This window comes from Sphingobium sp. TomTYG65 (assembly GCF_055395525.1).
In genome coordinates this window covers 577268-590902 of sequence record NZ_AP027330.1, presented here as the reverse complement: position 1 = coordinate 590902, position 13635 = coordinate 577268, and the positions used below count along the sequence as shown (strand labels likewise).

General features: G+C 60.8%; 15 protein-coding genes and 1 tRNA gene. 10 read left to right on the top strand and 6 right to left on the bottom strand.

Annotation, left to right across the window (positions count from 1 at the left end; all coding sequences use genetic code 11):
• Positions 1–17: 17 nt before the first annotated feature.
• Genes cyoB through ACZ5Y5_RS02975 form a run of 6 tightly spaced genes read left to right on the top strand, consistent with a single transcriptional unit; the run spans position 18 to position 5640 of the window.
• Positions 18–2036, top strand: coding sequence for a cytochrome o ubiquinol oxidase subunit I (cyoB, locus tag ACZ5Y5_RS03000; RefSeq protein ID WP_464809725.1), 2019 nt, complete (start codon positions 18–20; stop codon positions 2034–2036).
• 6 nt (positions 2037–2042) lie between these two features.
• A complete protein-coding gene (gene cyoC / locus ACZ5Y5_RS02995; RefSeq protein WP_464809724.1) occupies positions 2043–2687 on the top strand; it encodes a cytochrome o ubiquinol oxidase subunit III in 645 nt (214 codons plus the stop codon).
• Positions 2684–3085: a cytochrome o ubiquinol oxidase subunit IV gene (gene cyoD, locus ACZ5Y5_RS02990; RefSeq protein ID WP_464809723.1), complete on the top strand. Its 402-nt coding sequence runs from the start codon at positions 2684–2686 to the stop codon at positions 3083–3085. The genes cyoC and cyoD overlap by 4 nt, the downstream gene beginning before the upstream one ends.
• Entirely contained in the window at positions 3082–3795 is a 714-nt protein-coding gene (locus tag ACZ5Y5_RS02985; RefSeq protein WP_464809722.1) for an SURF1 family protein, read from the top strand. The genes cyoD and ACZ5Y5_RS02985 overlap by 4 nt, the downstream gene beginning before the upstream one ends.
• Positions 3792–5117, top strand: coding sequence for an ATP-binding protein (locus ACZ5Y5_RS02980; protein ID WP_464809721.1), 1326 nt, complete (start codon positions 3792–3794; stop codon positions 5115–5117). Before ACZ5Y5_RS02985 ends, ACZ5Y5_RS02980 begins: the two co-directional genes overlap by 4 nt.
• On the top strand, positions 5107–5640 hold the full coding sequence (locus ACZ5Y5_RS02975; protein ID WP_464809720.1) for a response regulator transcription factor: 534 nt from the start codon (positions 5107–5109) through the stop codon (positions 5638–5640). The genes ACZ5Y5_RS02980 and ACZ5Y5_RS02975 overlap by 11 nt, the downstream gene beginning before the upstream one ends.
• A gap of 9 nt (positions 5641–5649) precedes the next feature.
• On the opposite strand, the gene ACZ5Y5_RS02970 is transcribed toward ACZ5Y5_RS02975, so the two are convergent.
• A tRNA-Gly gene (locus ACZ5Y5_RS02970) sits at positions 5650–5723 on the bottom strand.
• A 183-nt stretch (positions 5724–5906) separates the two neighbouring features.
• Between ACZ5Y5_RS02970 and ACZ5Y5_RS02965 the strand changes: the two genes are divergently transcribed.
• Together ACZ5Y5_RS02965 and ACZ5Y5_RS02960 are read left to right on the top strand one after the other, a co-directional pair.
• Positions 5907–7877 carry a hybrid sensor histidine kinase/response regulator gene (locus ACZ5Y5_RS02965; RefSeq protein WP_464809719.1) on the top strand — a complete coding sequence of 657 codons (1971 nt, stop codon included), beginning with the start codon at positions 5907–5909 and terminating at the stop codon, positions 7875–7877.
• A 177-nt stretch (positions 7878–8054) separates the two neighbouring features.
• Positions 8055–8933: an alpha/beta fold hydrolase gene (locus ACZ5Y5_RS02960; protein ID WP_464810452.1), complete on the top strand. Its 879-nt coding sequence runs from the start codon at positions 8055–8057 to the stop codon at positions 8931–8933.
• Here ACZ5Y5_RS02960 and ACZ5Y5_RS02955 read toward each other — a convergent pair.
• The 3 genes from ACZ5Y5_RS02955 to epsC all read right to left on the bottom strand — a co-directional run bounded on the left by ACZ5Y5_RS02955 (position 8928) and on the right by epsC (position 11033).
• Positions 8928–9860, bottom strand: coding sequence for an NAD(P)H-dependent flavin oxidoreductase (locus tag ACZ5Y5_RS02955; RefSeq protein WP_464809718.1), 933 nt, complete (start codon positions 9858–9860; stop codon positions 8928–8930). The genes ACZ5Y5_RS02960 and ACZ5Y5_RS02955 overlap by 6 nt on opposite strands.
• A 109-nt stretch (positions 9861–9969) precedes the next feature.
• A complete protein-coding gene (locus ACZ5Y5_RS02950; protein WP_464809717.1) occupies positions 9970–10314 on the bottom strand; it encodes a DUF2794 domain-containing protein in 345 nt (114 codons plus the stop codon).
• A complete protein-coding gene (gene epsC / locus ACZ5Y5_RS02945; protein WP_464809716.1) occupies positions 10314–11033 on the bottom strand; it encodes a serine O-acetyltransferase EpsC in 720 nt (239 codons plus the stop codon). The genes ACZ5Y5_RS02950 and epsC overlap by 1 nt, the downstream gene beginning before the upstream one ends.
• A gap of 158 nt (positions 11034–11191) precedes the next feature.
• Between epsC and ACZ5Y5_RS02940 the strand changes: the two genes are divergently transcribed.
• Entirely contained in the window at positions 11192–11965 is a 774-nt protein-coding gene (locus tag ACZ5Y5_RS02940) for a sulfite exporter TauE/SafE family protein (protein WP_464809715.1), read from the top strand.
• Between the two features lie 39 nt (positions 11966–12004).
• Positions 12005–12931, top strand: a complete 927-nt coding sequence (locus ACZ5Y5_RS02935) for a hydrogen peroxide-inducible genes activator (RefSeq protein WP_464809714.1) — start codon at positions 12005–12007, stop codon at positions 12929–12931.
• A gap of 2 nt (positions 12932–12933) precedes the next feature.
• Here the strand turns inward: ACZ5Y5_RS02935 and ACZ5Y5_RS02930 are convergent, their stop codons facing one another.
• A complete protein-coding gene (locus tag ACZ5Y5_RS02930; RefSeq protein ID WP_464809713.1) occupies positions 12934–13377 on the bottom strand; it encodes a molybdenum cofactor biosynthesis protein MoaE in 444 nt (147 codons plus the stop codon).
• On the bottom strand, positions 13374–13634 hold the full coding sequence (gene moaD, locus ACZ5Y5_RS02925) for a molybdopterin converting factor subunit 1 (RefSeq protein WP_464809712.1): 261 nt from the start codon (positions 13632–13634) through the stop codon (positions 13374–13376). The genes ACZ5Y5_RS02930 and moaD overlap by 4 nt, the downstream gene beginning before the upstream one ends.
• Between the last annotated feature and the right edge of the window lies 1 nt (position 13635).

Below are 13635 nucleotides of genomic sequence, written 5' to 3'. Positions count from 1 at the left end.
CCCGAGGCCCTGACGCCATGTCCCCCCATCCCGCATCCGAAAATAGCGGCATCTGGAAACTGATCTTCGGCCGCCTCGACTGGAGCGCCGTCCCGATCCATGAACCCATCGTGATGGGCACCTTCCTCGCCGTGGTCATTGGCGGCGTGGCGATCCTTGGCATCGTCACCAAATACCGCCTGTGGGGCATGCTGTGGCGCGACTGGTTCACCACCGTCGATCACAAGCGCATCGGGATCATGTATATGATCCTGGGCCTCATCATGTTCGTGCGCGGCTTCGCAGACGCTCTGATGATGCGGCTTCAGCAGGCATGGGCCTTCAATGGTTCGGAAGGCTATCTGAACGCGCACCATTATGATCAGATATTCACGGCGCACGGCGTCATCATGATCTTCTTCGTCGCGATGCCGATGATCACCGGGATCATGAACTATATGGTCCCGCTGCAAATCGGGGCGCGCGACGTCAGCTTCCCTTTCCTCAACAATTTCAGCTTCTGGATGACCACCGCGGGCGCGGTCATCACCATGATGTCGCTGTTCGTGGGTGAATTCGCGCGCACCGGCTGGCTCGCCTATCCACCGCTGTCAGGCATCGCCTACAGTCCAGGGGTCGGCGTCGATTATTATATCTGGGGCCTTCAGATAGCAGGCATCGGCACGCTCTTATCCGGCGTCAACCTGATCGCCACCATCGTGAAGATGCGTGCGCCCGGCATGTCGATGATGAAGCTGCCGATTTTCGTGTGGACCTCGCTCTGCGCGAACATCCTGATCGTCGCGGCCTTCCCGGTGCTGACCGCCGTTCTCGCGCTGCTCAGCCTCGACCGCTATGTAGGCACGGCCTTCTTCACGAACGACATGGGTGGCAACCCCATGATGTACGTGAACCTCATCTGGATCTGGGGCCACCCGGAGGTTTACATCCTCATCCTGCCGCTGTTCGGCGTGTTCAGCGAAGTCACTTCGACCTTCTCGTCAAAGCGCCTCTTCGGCTATTCCTCGATGGTCTATGCGACGGTCGTCATCGCGATCCTCAGCTACCTGGTCTGGCTGCACCATTTCTTCACCATGGGATCGGGCGCCAGCGTCAACAGCTTCTTCGGCATCACGACGATGGTCATTTCCATCCCGACCGGGGCAAAGCTCTTCAACTGGCTCTTCACCATGTATCGCGGCCGCATCCGGTTCGAACTGCCGATGATGTGGACGGTCGCCTTCATGCTGACCTTCGTGGTCGGCGGCATGACCGGCGTGCTGCTGGCAGTGCCCCCTGCCGACTTCGTGCTGCACAATTCGCTGTTCCTGATCGCCCACTTCCATAACGTGATCATCGGCGGCGTCCTGTTCGGCATGTTCGCGGCGATCAACTATTGGTGGCCCAAGGCGTTCGGGTTCAAGCTTGACCGCACATGGGGCGTCCGCAGCTTCTGGCTGTGGGTCGTGGGTTTCTGGGTCGCGTTCATGCCGCTCTATGTCCTGGGCCTGATGGGCGTCACCCGCCGCATGCGCGTGTTCGATGACCCGTCTCTGCAGATCTGGTTCCAGATCGCTGCGCTGGGCGCGGTCATGATCGCCGGCGGCATCGCCTGCATGTTCATCCAGTTCGGCGTCTCGATCATGAAGCGCGACCAGCTGCGCGACACGACCGGCGACCCCTGGGACGGCCGCACACTCGAATGGGCGACCAGCTCGCCGCCGCCAGATTATAATTTCGCCTTCACGCCCGTCATCCATGATGGCGACGCATGGGCGGACATGAAGAAGCGCGGCTATCAGCGCCCGCTCTCGGGCTATGAAGCGATCCACATGCCCAGCAACACGGGCACGGGCGTCATCCTGGCGGGCCTCTCGGTTGCCTTCGGCGTCGGCATGATCTGGTATATGTGGTGGCTCGCCGGGCTCAGCTTCATCGGCATGCTGGCCGTCGCGATCGGCCACACCTTCAACTACAAGCGCGACTTCTACATCCCCAAGGATGTGGTGGAGCGCACCGAGGGCGAGCGTACGCGTCAACTCGCCATGCAGGGCTGAACCAACATGGCAAGCGCACCCACGATTGACCCCGCCTTCCTCGACAAGGACGGCAATCCGCTCTTCCACCTGGAACATGAGCCCCACCATCCGGAAGGCTCCAGCACCATGCTGGGCTTCTGGATCTACCTGATGAGCGATTGCCTCATCTTCGCCTGTCTCTTCGCCACCTATGCAGTGCTTGGCGACAGCTATGCGGCGGGGCCGAGCCCCAAGGACCTGTTCGACCTGCCGCTGGTCGCGCTCAACACCGCGATGCTGCTCTTTTCATCCATCACCTATGGCTTCGCCATGCTGGCGATGGAAAAGAACCGCGTGGCCGCGACGCAAGGCTGGCTCGCCATCACCGGCCTCTTCGGCCTCGCCTTCCTGTCGATCGAGTTGTACGAGTTCGCGCACCTCATCCACGAAGGCGCGACCCCGATGCGCTCGGGCTTCCTGTCCGCCTTCTTCACGCTGGTGGGCACGCACGGACTGCACGTGACCTTCGGCACCATCTGGCTGGTGACGCTGATGGTGCAGGTCGCCAAAAAGGGCCTGATCCCCGCCAACCAGCGCCGCCTGTTGTGCCTGTCCATGTTCTGGCACTTTCTCGACGTCATCTGGATCGGCGTCTTCACCTTCGTCTATCTCATGGGGATGCTGCGATGAGCGCGCACGACCAAACCGCCCACGGCCATCATGACGATCATCATGGCCCGGCGCCTGCCCACGGCACCTTCGGCAGCTACATGATCGGCTTCGGCCTGTCGGTGATCCTGACGGCCATCCCCTTCTGGCTGGTCATGACCGGGGTGCTGGGCGATCCGCAGCTGACCGCATTTGTCATCCTGGGCTTCGCGGTGGTGCAGATCCTGGTCCATATGATCTACTTCCTGCACATGAACACCCGGTCCGAAGGGGGCTGGACGATGCTGGCGCTGATCTTCACGATCGTGCTGGTCGTCATCACCTTGTCGGGGTCCATCTGGGTCATGTATCATCTCAATCATAATATGATGCCGCAGATGCAGGGCATGAGTGCGCATGACATGAGCCAGATGCCGTGACAGGCGAAACACCCCGCCGCCGGTCGGCGGGGTTCCTGATCGGCTTTTCGATCGCAGCCGCGCTGGCGGTCGCCGGGCTCATCAGCCTTGGCCTGTGGCAACTTCACCGTCTCGCCTGGAAACGCGACCTCATCGCCAAGGTCGAAAGCCGCGTTCATGCCGCCCCCGCCCCCGCCCCTCTCACGGCGGGTCCGGACGACACCTACCGCCGGGTGACAGTGTCAGGCCGCTTCCTGCACGATCGCGCCACGCTGGTTCAGGCTTCGACGGCGCGCGGCGCGGGCTATTGGGTGCTGACGCCGCTGGAAACGGAGCGCGGCTTCACCCTGCTGGTCAACCGCGGCTTCGTTCCGCCTGAAGCACGCTCCCGCTACGACCGCCCCCAGGCAGGCGTCCAGATCACCGGCCTCATGCGCCTGACGGAGCCCGGCGGCGGCTTCCTGCGCAGCAATGATCCCGCCGCGAACCGCTGGTATTCGCGCGATGTCGCCGCCATCGCAGCCGCCCGGCAGCTTCGCGCACCCGTCGCCAACTATTTCATCGATGCCGAGCGCCGCGCGCCGGACGCCCTGCCGGTGGGCGGCCTTACCGTACTGACCTTCCCCAATAGTCACCTGTCCTATGCCCTGACATGGTTCGCGCTGGCGGCGCTCGCTGCTGGGGGGTACATGGTGGTCATGCGGCATGAATGGAAAGAACGCCGGGGATGAAGCGATCGCTTCCCATCAGCGGGCGCTGGCTCCCCAGCCGGTGGCCCGTCGATGCCGCCGGGCGCAAGAATATGGCGCTTCTGGTGCAACTGCGCTGGATCGCCATTGCCGGGCAGGTCGCCACCATTCTCTTCGCCCATTGGGTCATGGGCATCAATCTTCCGATCGCCGCCATGCTGCTGGTGGCGTGCGTAGCGGCGGCGGTGAACATCGTCACCTTCGCCGCCATCCGCCATCGCACTGACGTCGCCCGCGCGGAACTGTTCCTCGCGCTGCTCTTCGACGTGCTGCTGCTGACGGCGCAGCTTTACCTCAGCGGCGGGGCCACAAACCCGTTCATCGCCCTCTATCTGCTGCAAGTCGCCCTTGGCGTGGTGCTGCTCGACCGGTTGAGCATCTGGGGCATTGTCCTGATGTCGATGCTATGCGCGGCGCTGCTCTCCTTCCTCTACCGCCCGCTGGGTCTAACCGACGCTCTGGAGGGGCATCTTTTCGATCTGCACATCGTCGGCACCTGGATCTGCCTCGTCATGATCGCCGTGCTGCTGGTGCTTTTCATGAGTCGCGTGACCGGCAACCTCCAGGCGCGCGAGGCTTATCTGGCGCAGCTGCGCCAGCAGGCGGCGGAGGAAGAACATATCGTCCGCATGGGCCTCCTCGCGTCCGGCGCAGCGCACGAACTCGGCACCCCCCTCTCCCAGCTCGCCGTGGTTCTGGGCGACTGGCGTCACATGCCCGAAATCACCGCGCATCCGCCTCTGCTGGAAGAAGTCGAGGAAATGCAGGCCGCGGTCCAGCGCTGCAAACATATTGTAACAGGTATTCTAATTTCTTCCGGCGAAGCCCGAGGCGAAGCTCCCGAAATCACTTCAATTCGTGATTTCATTCATGAAATCGCCGAAAGCTGGCGCTCCGCCAATCCCGGAATGCCCCTCCGCTGCGACTTCGGTCCCCATGATTATCCCCGGATCGTCGCCGATCCCGTCATCCGCCAGGCGATCGGCAACCTGCTCGACAACGCCCGCGAAGCCGGTGCCACCTACATCGATCTGCTCGTCGGCCGCGACAGCAGTTCGCTCAACATCGCCGTCCGCGACAATGGCAGCGGCTTTTCCGAACAAATGCTCGCTGACTTCGGCAAGCCCTACCGCTCCAGCAAAGGCAAGCAGGGCGGCGGCCTCGGCCTCTTCCTCGTCGTCAACGTCGTGCGCAAACTGGGCGGCAGCGTCTCCGCCAGCAACGGCGCCGACGGCGGCGCATTGATTTTGCTCCGCCTACCCCTCAGCACCGTCGCCTTGGAGGAACCGGCCGATGACAAATGACAGGGTGCTCGTCCTCGTCGAGGACGACGAAGCCTTCGCCAAGACTCTCAAGCGCTCCTTCGAACGGCGCGGCTATCAGGTCCTGACCGCCGACAGCCACAGCGGCCTCCTGTCTCTGCTTGAAACTCACAAGCCCGGCTATGCTGTCGTCGATCTGAAACTGGGTCCGGAATCAGGGCTGGTCTGCGTGCAAACGCTCCATGCCCATGATCCCGATATGCTGATTGTCGTTCTCACTGGCTTCGCCAGCATCGCCACCGCCGTAGAGGCGATCAAGCTCGGCGCATCCCATTATCTCGCCAAACCATCTAATACCGACGATATCGAGGCCGCCTTCGCCCGCTCGGCAGGCGATCCATCAACTCCCCTCGCCCCGCGCCCGACATCGATAAAGACGCTAGAGTGGGAACATATCCACGAAGTTCTGAAGGACAGCGACTTCAACATCTCGGAAGCCGCCCGCCGCCTTGGCATGCACCGCCGCACCCTGGCACGAAAACTCGCCAAACGGCAGGTGGGCTGAGATTTGAGGTGGAGCGGGTGAAGGGAATCGAACCCTCGTCGTAAGCTTGGGAAGCTTCTGCTCTACCATTGAGCTACACCCGCCTGCTGCCAGCGGGATTAGCGGCTGTCCCGGACAACGTCAACGACCTCTCCGCCACGTAGAAATATAGCATAGTTTATAGCGACATATGGTTCGATCCGGTAACGATTGCCTCACAGGCGGAACGATCAACCGAGCAACGTGTTCAGAAGTTTCAAGAAGATAGAATATCCAATGGGGATTTTATGAGCACGGCGGCGCCGGAGAACTCTGGAAACCGCTTCGAGTTGCTTGTCCAGAGCGTTACAGATTACGCGATCTACATGCTTTCGACGAACGGCACGATCGTCAGCTGGAACCCAGGAGCGCGCCGCTTCAAGGGCTATGAGGCTGATGAAATTGTCGGTCAGCACTTCTCCCGCTTCTACACGCCCGAAGATCAAGCGGCGGGTATTCCCGCTCTGGCTCTGGATACCGCCGAACGCGAAGGCCGTTTCGAAGCCGAAGGATGGCGGGTACGCAAGGACGGCACGAACTTCTGGGCTCATGTCGTCATTGATCCGATCCGCGATTCATCCGGCACCCTCGTGGGTTTCGCGAAGATCACGCGAGATCTGACCGAACGGCGCGCAGCTCAGGAAGCACTACGCGCGAGCGAAGAACGGTTCCGTTTGCTGGTCGAAAGCGTCACCGACTACGCCATCTACATGCTGGACCCGGTGGGGACGATCACCAGTTGGAATGCGGGAGCGGAACGCTTCAAGGGCTATACTGCGTCAGAAATCCTGGGACAGAATTTCTCCCGCTTCTATTCGGAAGAAGACCGCATGGCCGGCGTGCCATCCCGCGCCTTGGAAACGGCTTCGAAAGAAGGCCGGTTCGAGGCCGAAGGCTGGCGCATCCGAAAGGATGGCTCACGCTTCTGGGCCAGCGTCGTCATCGATGCCATCCGAAACCCCATGGGTACTCTGATCGGCTTCGCGAAGATCACACGCGATCTCACCGAAAGGCGTGAAGCTCAGCTCGCGCTGGAGGACGCCCGCGAGGCGATCTTCCAGTCGCAGAAAATGGACGCGATCGGCAAGCTGACCGGCGGGGTCGCGCATGATTTCAATAATCTTCTCGCGGTGATCGTAGGCAGCCTCGACCTAGCCAGGCAGCGCTTGGAAAGCGGCGCCGACATCTCGCGCTATATAGACAATGCGATGACGGCGGCAGAGCGCGGCGCAACCCTCACCCAAAGAATGCTGGCTTTTGCGCGCAGGCAGGAGCTGAAACTGGGAAGCGTCGATTGTGTGGCCCTGGTGCACAATATGGCCGGGCTACTGAAATCGACACTTGGTTCGACCGTGACGATCGAAACCCGCTTTCCCCTGACGCTCAGCCCCGCGCATGCCGACCCTGCTCAACTCGAACTGGCGTTGTTGAACCTTGCGGTCAACGCCCGCGACGCGATGCCGGAAGGCGGCAAGATCATCATAGAGGGCTTGGAAACGCATCTGCTCGCAGAACAGCGGCCCGACCTCACAACGGGCCATTATGTTCGCCTGTCGGTCATCGACGAAGGCGAGGGCATGGATGAAGCCACCCTCTCCCGCGCCCGCGAACCCTTTTTCACCACCAAAGGAATCGGCAAGGGCACGGGCCTTGGGCTGTCGATGGTTCATGGGTTCGCGCAGCAATGTGGCGGCTCGCTGATCATCTCCAGCGACCCGGGACAAGGCACCACTGTGTCGCTATGGTTGCCAGTCGCAGTTGCATCCGACGAGGTTTTGCAGGCAGCGGAGGATCAGCTCGATATCCTGCATGCTCAAAGCGATCAGCCATTGGTAATCCTGGCCGTCGATGACGACGATCTGGTGCTGACCAATACGGCCGGTATGCTTGAAGAATTGGGCCATACCGTATTTCAGGCGGCGTCGGGCGCCGATGCTCTGCGCGTGTTGGGTCAGGGCGAAGTCGATCTGGTCATTACCGATCACGCAATGCCGAATATGACCGGCGCGCAGCTCGCGGACGTCCTGGACGAAAGCCATCCTGGCCTGCCAGTGGTCATCATCACCGGCTATGCGGAACTCCCTCCGCAAGCCACAAAGCGCCTGCGCCTCGACAAGCCCTTCAAACAGGCTGACCTCGCCCGCATCGTCTCTCTCGCTCGTCAGAATTGCGCCAGTGAGCGACTGATCCCCTTGACCGGACGACCAAGCGGATTTTGAAGATCGTCGGCATCCTCCCGTTTTGGCACGGGAAACTAAGCGCTCCGCTCATTATCGCCATCAATTTTCTGGAAAAAGCTGTTATAACAGCAGCGTTATAATCCCTGTCCAGCATCGCGGAGCGCGCCCGAGGACATGAACATCACGCCAAGCTTTTCCGGGCCTTTTGACGATCGCATGGGCAGTCTGCCAGCGCTCAGCCCCACTTCCCATTTCTTCACCTCGCTCCGTACGCGCCTCCATTACGTTGATTGGGGCAATCGCTCCGCTCCGACGCTCATCCTTGTCCACGGCGCGCTTGACCATGCCCGCAGCTGGGATTGGACCGCGCGGGCGCTGGCGCGGGACTATCATGTTGTCGCACCCGATCTGCGCGGCCATGGCGACAGTGCTTGGTCAGCCGAAGGCGCCTATCTGATGGCCGATTTCGTTTATGATCTTGCGCAACTGGTCGAGCAATTTGGTCGGGACAAGGTCATATTGGTTGGCCATTCGCTCGGAGGATCACTCGTCCTGCGCTACGCCGGGCTGTTCCCGGAGCGTGTGGAGCGGCTGGTCGCGATCGAGGGACTGGGCCTCTCGCCGAAGGGCCTGAAGGAAAAAGCATCCCGCCCCGCGCCCGACCGCTGGCGGGAATGGATCGAGCAGCGGCGTGCAAGCGCACGGCGGACGTCGCGCCACTATCCCACGCTGGAAGCCGCCGTCGCTCGCATGAGGGAACGCAATGACCATCTGTCGGTCGAACAGGCGCTTCACCTGACTGCCCATGGAGTCAACCGGAACGAAGACGGCAGCTATGGCTGGAAGTTCGATCCCTATTTGCGCAACCTACCGCCCCAAGACATGACGGATAATGATCTGCCCGATTTCTGGAGCCGGATCACCTGCCCCGTACTGCTTTGCCTGGGACTGGACAGCTGGGCGTCAAACCCAATGAAAGATGGCCGCGCAGCTCATTTCCAAGACGCCCGGCTCGTCGAATTTGCCGAAGCGGGACATTGGCTTCACCACGACCGGTTCGACGCCTTCCTTGGGGAACTCCGCGCCTTCCTATGAACGGAAGGCGGCGACCGCAGCCTGATATTCAGTCTTCAACTGCTCGATGAAAGACGCAGCAGGCTGAATTTTCCGGATTGCGCCTATGCCCTGACCTGCGCCCCAGACGTCGCGCCAGGCCTTCTTGCCGCCTTCAGCGATAGAACCGAAGTCCATGTCCGCTGCTGTCGGCAGCTTGTCGGCATCAAGGCCGGCTGCCGCGATGCTCGGCCTCAAATAATTGCCATGAACGCCGGTGAAATAGTCGGAATAGACAATCTCCGTCGAGCCGCTGTCCACGATCATCTGCTTATAGGCATTCTCAGCATTCGCCTCCTCCGTCGCAATGAAGGGCGACCCCATATAGGCAAGGTCGGCGCCCATCATACGAGCCGCAGCGATCGATCGGCCGGTGGCGATCGCTCCCGACAGGATCAAGGGCCCGTCAAACCAGGCACGGATTTCCTCAACGAGAGCGAAGGGCGACAGCGTTCCGGCATGTCCTCCTGCACCCGCCGCAACAGCGATCAGGCCGTCGGCCCCCTTCTCGATCGCCTTCCGGGCGAAGACGTTGTTGATAACGTCGTGCAGCACGATCCCGCCATAGCTATGAACCGCCTCGTTCACCTCAGGGCGCGCGCCTAGCGAAGTGATGACGATAGGCACGCGATATTTGACGCAGAGGGCCAAATCTTCCTCCAGACGCGCATTGGTCTTGTGCACGATGAGGTTCACGGCAAAGGGCGCGTCCTGCTCCGTCAATTCTTCACTTAATAGTTGAAGCCATTGTTCCAGAACGCCTGATGGCCGCGCATTGAGCGACGGGAAAGAGCCCACTATGCCTGCGCGGCACTGGGCGATCACTAGGGACGGCTGCGACACGATGAACATCGGCGAGGCGATGAGCGGTAAAGACAGACGGCCTTCGAGGAGCGCTGGTAAGGTCATCGATGAGCCTTTTTTTCCTTGATGTGCACCCGCGCTAGCATCCGGCACGGCCGCTAAGAAGCTCAACATTGCCTCTGGATTGATATTGAGCCAGCATTGCGCGAGAGGTTCAGTCCCGGACGATCTTGAGCAAGCGGCGTTCAACGGGGGCCAAAATGCCTTGGAGCTCAGCCCCCCGCTTCAGGATGTTGCCCGCTTCCCCGATCAAGGCCCACATGCCTTGGCGATGACGAAGCGAAGGCCGCTTTTCAATCCGATATTCCGGACGTTCGGCAGTCCGGCGGAACGCCGAAAAGACGGCGGCATCGCGGCCGAGATCAATGGCGTAATCGCGCCAATGACCGGCGGAAACCATCCGGCCATAAAGATCCATGATCCGTTGCAGTTCAAGCCGATCGAACCCCGTTTGCCCGGCCGTGGAGGCTTGGGACGGGAACGGCGTGACGTTGGTCATCAGGCGCGACCACGCTCCTGGAACAAGGGGATGTCATCCTCTGGATCGGTATCTTCGCTCTCCCTGCGCGCCAGAAGTTCGGCCAACCGCTTCTGCAGTTGGTCGACCTCCGCCTGAAGCTGCTCCAGCTTGTGCTGGTCCGGATCGTAACAGTCGGAGCAAGGCGTGCCATAGGGCAGGAATTCACGCTGATAGGCTGTGACGTCCACCAGCATTTGTCGCGCGGGAATGCCAACCATGGTTGCGCCTTCGGGTACATTCTTCGTCACCACCGCGTTCGCGCCGATGCGCGCGCGAGAACCGACATAGACAGGACCCAGCACCTGAGCGCCCGACCCGACAATGACTCCATCCGCCAAGGTCGGGTGGCGCTTCCCTGCGATGCCATTCGCAGGATCAGTGCCGCCCAGGGTGACATTCTGATAAAGGGTGACATCATCACCGATCTCCGCAGTCTCCCCGATCACGGTGAAACCATGGTCGATGAAGAAGCGCTTGCCGATCTGCGCGCCTGGATGAATGTCGTTGCCAGTCAGGAAACGTGACAGGTGATTGACCGCACGCGCCAGAAAATAGAGCCTCACCTTGTAGAGGCGATGCGCCACGCGATGGAAGCCGAGCGACCAGACCCCCGGATAAAGCAGGATTTCCGCGCGCGAACGCGGCGCAGGGTCACGAGACTTGACCGAGTCCAGATAAGCAACAAGATTGCGTAACATGCAGGCGGCCCCTGAAAACCGAACCCGCCCTACATAGGCGCATGGGGATAAGTTTTCCAGATGGCGGCTATTTCGGCTTCCTACCATAAAACAGAATGTTTCTTGGCGGTCCATGATATACCAATCAATGCGGTAGACAATCAACCTGAGGCCTCTGAATGACCGATCCCATCCTCGCCCACCTTGGCGATCTGCTACCCTTCATCCTCATCGGCTTTGGGGCCCAGATGATCGATGGCGCGCTCGGCATGGCTTATGGCGTTATTTCCAGCACCTTGCTGCTTGCGTTAGGCGTGCCGCCCAGCAGGGCGTCCGCCAGCGTCCATGCGGCCGAAACCTTCACCACAGGCGTATCTGCGCTAAGCCATATTGCACATCGCAACGTCGACTGGCGGCTTTTCGCCCGGCTCATCATACCGGGCGTGATTGGCGGGGTGGCAGGCGCCTATGTTTTGTCGAACATCGACGGATCGATCATCAAGCCATTTGTGCAAATCTATCTTTCCGCGATAGGTATCTATCTGATCTGGCGCGGGTTCCATTTCCCTCCTCATCCGCGCGATCCCAAATGGGTCGCGCCACTGGGCCTGGTCGGCGGCTTCATGGATGCGACAGGCGGCGGCGGCTGGGGCCCGATCGTCACGTCGAACCTGCTGATCCAAGGCTCTAGCCCGCGGCACACGATCGGCACCGTCAATACGGTCGAGTTCGTGCTGACCTTCGCGATCAGCCTCACCTTCATTTTGCACCTGGGATGGCAGGCGTTCACAACTTATACCGTCGGCCTGTTGATCGGCGGGGTTGTCGCGGCGCCCTTCGGCGCGATGCTGGCCCGCCATGTCGCACCGCGCGTGCTATTCACGGCGGTTGGCACGATCCTGACACTAACGTCGCTGTTCGGTATTACTAAATGGCTTGGATATATCGGCTAGCGCTCTTATCTTCGGCTTTCTAATCGAGAAAGGCGATCAATGTCGAGCTACATGCCCACGTTGAAGCAGCTGCAATATCTTGTTGCACTGAAACAGCATGGGCATTTCGGCAAGGCGGCCGACAGCTGTTATGTCACTCAGTCCACGCTGTCGGCAGGTATTCGAGAGCTAGAATCGTTGATCGGCGTCACGCTAGTGGAGCGCACGCGCCGAGTGGTTCGTTTCACCGCACTTGGCGACCGCATCGTAGAAAAGGCGCACCGGGTGCTGCGTGAAGCGGAGGAGCTCGCCGCAATCGCCGAGGCATCGGGTAAGCCCCTGACCGGCGAGCTTCGGATGAGCGTCATCCCGACGATCGCGCCTTTTCTTCTGCCCCGTCTCCTACCCCGCCTGCGGGCGGACCGACCGGAACTCAAGCTCTATCTTCGGGAAGAGACGTCCCAAGCTGCGATCGAATCCCTGCGCCATGGCAGTGTCGATTGCGTATTGCTCGCCCTGCCGTTCCCGACCGGCGAACTGGATAGCGAGCTGCTATTTCACGATCAGCTCTATGTCGCCTTTCCCCACGACGATCCGCATGACCCGCCCGAACTGATTGCGCCGGACATGATCGACGAGACGAAGCTGTTGCTGCTGGAAGACGGGCATTGTTTGAAGGACCATGCCCTGGCCGCCTGCAACCGCCCCGAAATCCGCTCCAGCGCGATGATGATGGGGACCTCGCTGCACACGCTTGTCCAGATGGTGGATAATGGCCTTGGCATGACGATCATGCCGGAAATGGCGATCAACGGCGGCATATTGGATCACACCCGGATCACTACACGCCCACTGCAATCCGAACGATCGTATCGGGACATCGCTCTGGTCTGGCGCAAGAACAGCCCGCGGGAAAAGGAATTCCGGCTGCTTGCGGAGCTTCTGCGGGACGCTGCGGACCTGCCGCAGTCCAGCATGGCCGCCTGACACTACTTGGTCCAACTACAGGCTTTTGCCTCATCCTCCGTCTTGGCTTCGACCCATGCGGGATCGCGATCGGCGAAGTGCTCCTTCTTCCAGAAAGGCGCGTGAGATTTCAGCCAATCGATAAGGAAGGCGCAACTTTCCAGGGCAGCAGTGCGGTGGCGTGAGGCGGTTCCCACGAAGACAATGCGATCGCCGGGGCACAGACGACCGACACGATGGATGACGCGCACACCCAAAAGCGGCCAGCGTGTCGTCGCTTCCTCCACGATGCGCTCGACCTGGGCTGCTGTCATCGCCGGATAATGCTGCAGTTCAAGCGCCATCAGGCCGTTTTCGCCACGAACGATGCCGGTGAAACTGGCGACACCGCCGCCGCCCACTTGTTCCAATGCAGCCAATTCCACTGCGGGGTCGAAATCTTCAGCCTGAACGGAAACCTGTTTCATCCGCCCGTGACCGGCGGAAAGATCGCCAGCTCCCTCGCTTGTCCGATCGGCGTGTCCAAAACCACAAAATGCTGGTCTAGCGCGGCGCGCAGCCGATCCTTGTCGCCAAGCGCCTCCGCATAGCCCCCACCCCGACCTGCGAGCATGTCGATAAGGTCAGCGACGCTGTTGTCAGGAGCAGGCCGCTCGACCTGTTCATCATCACGGCCGATCAGTTCACGCACCCAAGCAAAGTAAAGGATGTTGAGCGTCGCCATG

What these genes read in the sequence shown, in the direction of transcription:
- cyoB (WP_464809725.1), top strand. Translation starts at nt 18, where the DNA reads ATGTCCCCCCATCCCGCATCCGAAAATAGCGGCATCTGGAAACTGATC.
- cyoC (WP_464809724.1), top strand. Translation starts at nt 2,043, where the DNA reads ATGGCAAGCGCACCCACGATTGACCCCGCCTTCCTCGACAAGGACGGC.
- cyoD (WP_464809723.1), top strand. Translation starts at nt 2,684, where the DNA reads ATGAGCGCGCACGACCAAACCGCCCACGGCCATCATGACGATCATCAT.
- ACZ5Y5_RS02980 (WP_464809721.1), top strand. Translation starts at nt 3,792, where the DNA reads ATGAAGCGATCGCTTCCCATCAGCGGGCGCTGGCTCCCCAGCCGGTGG.
- ACZ5Y5_RS02975 (WP_464809720.1), top strand. Translation starts at nt 5,107, where the DNA reads ATGACAAATGACAGGGTGCTCGTCCTCGTCGAGGACGACGAAGCCTTC.
- ACZ5Y5_RS02965 (WP_464809719.1), top strand. Translation starts at nt 5,907, where the DNA reads ATGAGCACGGCGGCGCCGGAGAACTCTGGAAACCGCTTCGAGTTGCTT.
- ACZ5Y5_RS02960 (WP_464810452.1), top strand. Translation starts at nt 8,055, where the DNA reads ATGGGCAGTCTGCCAGCGCTCAGCCCCACTTCCCATTTCTTCACCTCG.
- ACZ5Y5_RS02955 (WP_464809718.1), bottom strand. Translation starts at nt 9,860, where the DNA reads ATGACCTTACCAGCGCTCCTCGAAGGCCGTCTGTCTTTACCGCTCATC.
- ACZ5Y5_RS02950 (WP_464809717.1), bottom strand. Translation starts at nt 10,314, where the DNA reads ATGACCAACGTCACGCCGTTCCCGTCCCAAGCCTCCACGGCCGGGCAA.
- epsC (WP_464809716.1), bottom strand. Translation starts at nt 11,033, where the DNA reads ATGTTACGCAATCTTGTTGCTTATCTGGACTCGGTCAAGTCTCGTGAC.
- ACZ5Y5_RS02940 (WP_464809715.1), top strand. Translation starts at nt 11,192, where the DNA reads ATGACCGATCCCATCCTCGCCCACCTTGGCGATCTGCTACCCTTCATC.
- ACZ5Y5_RS02935 (WP_464809714.1), top strand. Translation starts at nt 12,005, where the DNA reads ATGTCGAGCTACATGCCCACGTTGAAGCAGCTGCAATATCTTGTTGCA.
- ACZ5Y5_RS02930 (WP_464809713.1), bottom strand. Translation starts at nt 13,377, where the DNA reads ATGAAACAGGTTTCCGTTCAGGCTGAAGATTTCGACCCCGCAGTGGAA.
- moaD (WP_464809712.1), bottom strand. Translation starts at nt 13,634, where the DNA reads ATGGCGACGCTCAACATCCTTTACTTTGCTTGGGTGCGTGAACTGATC.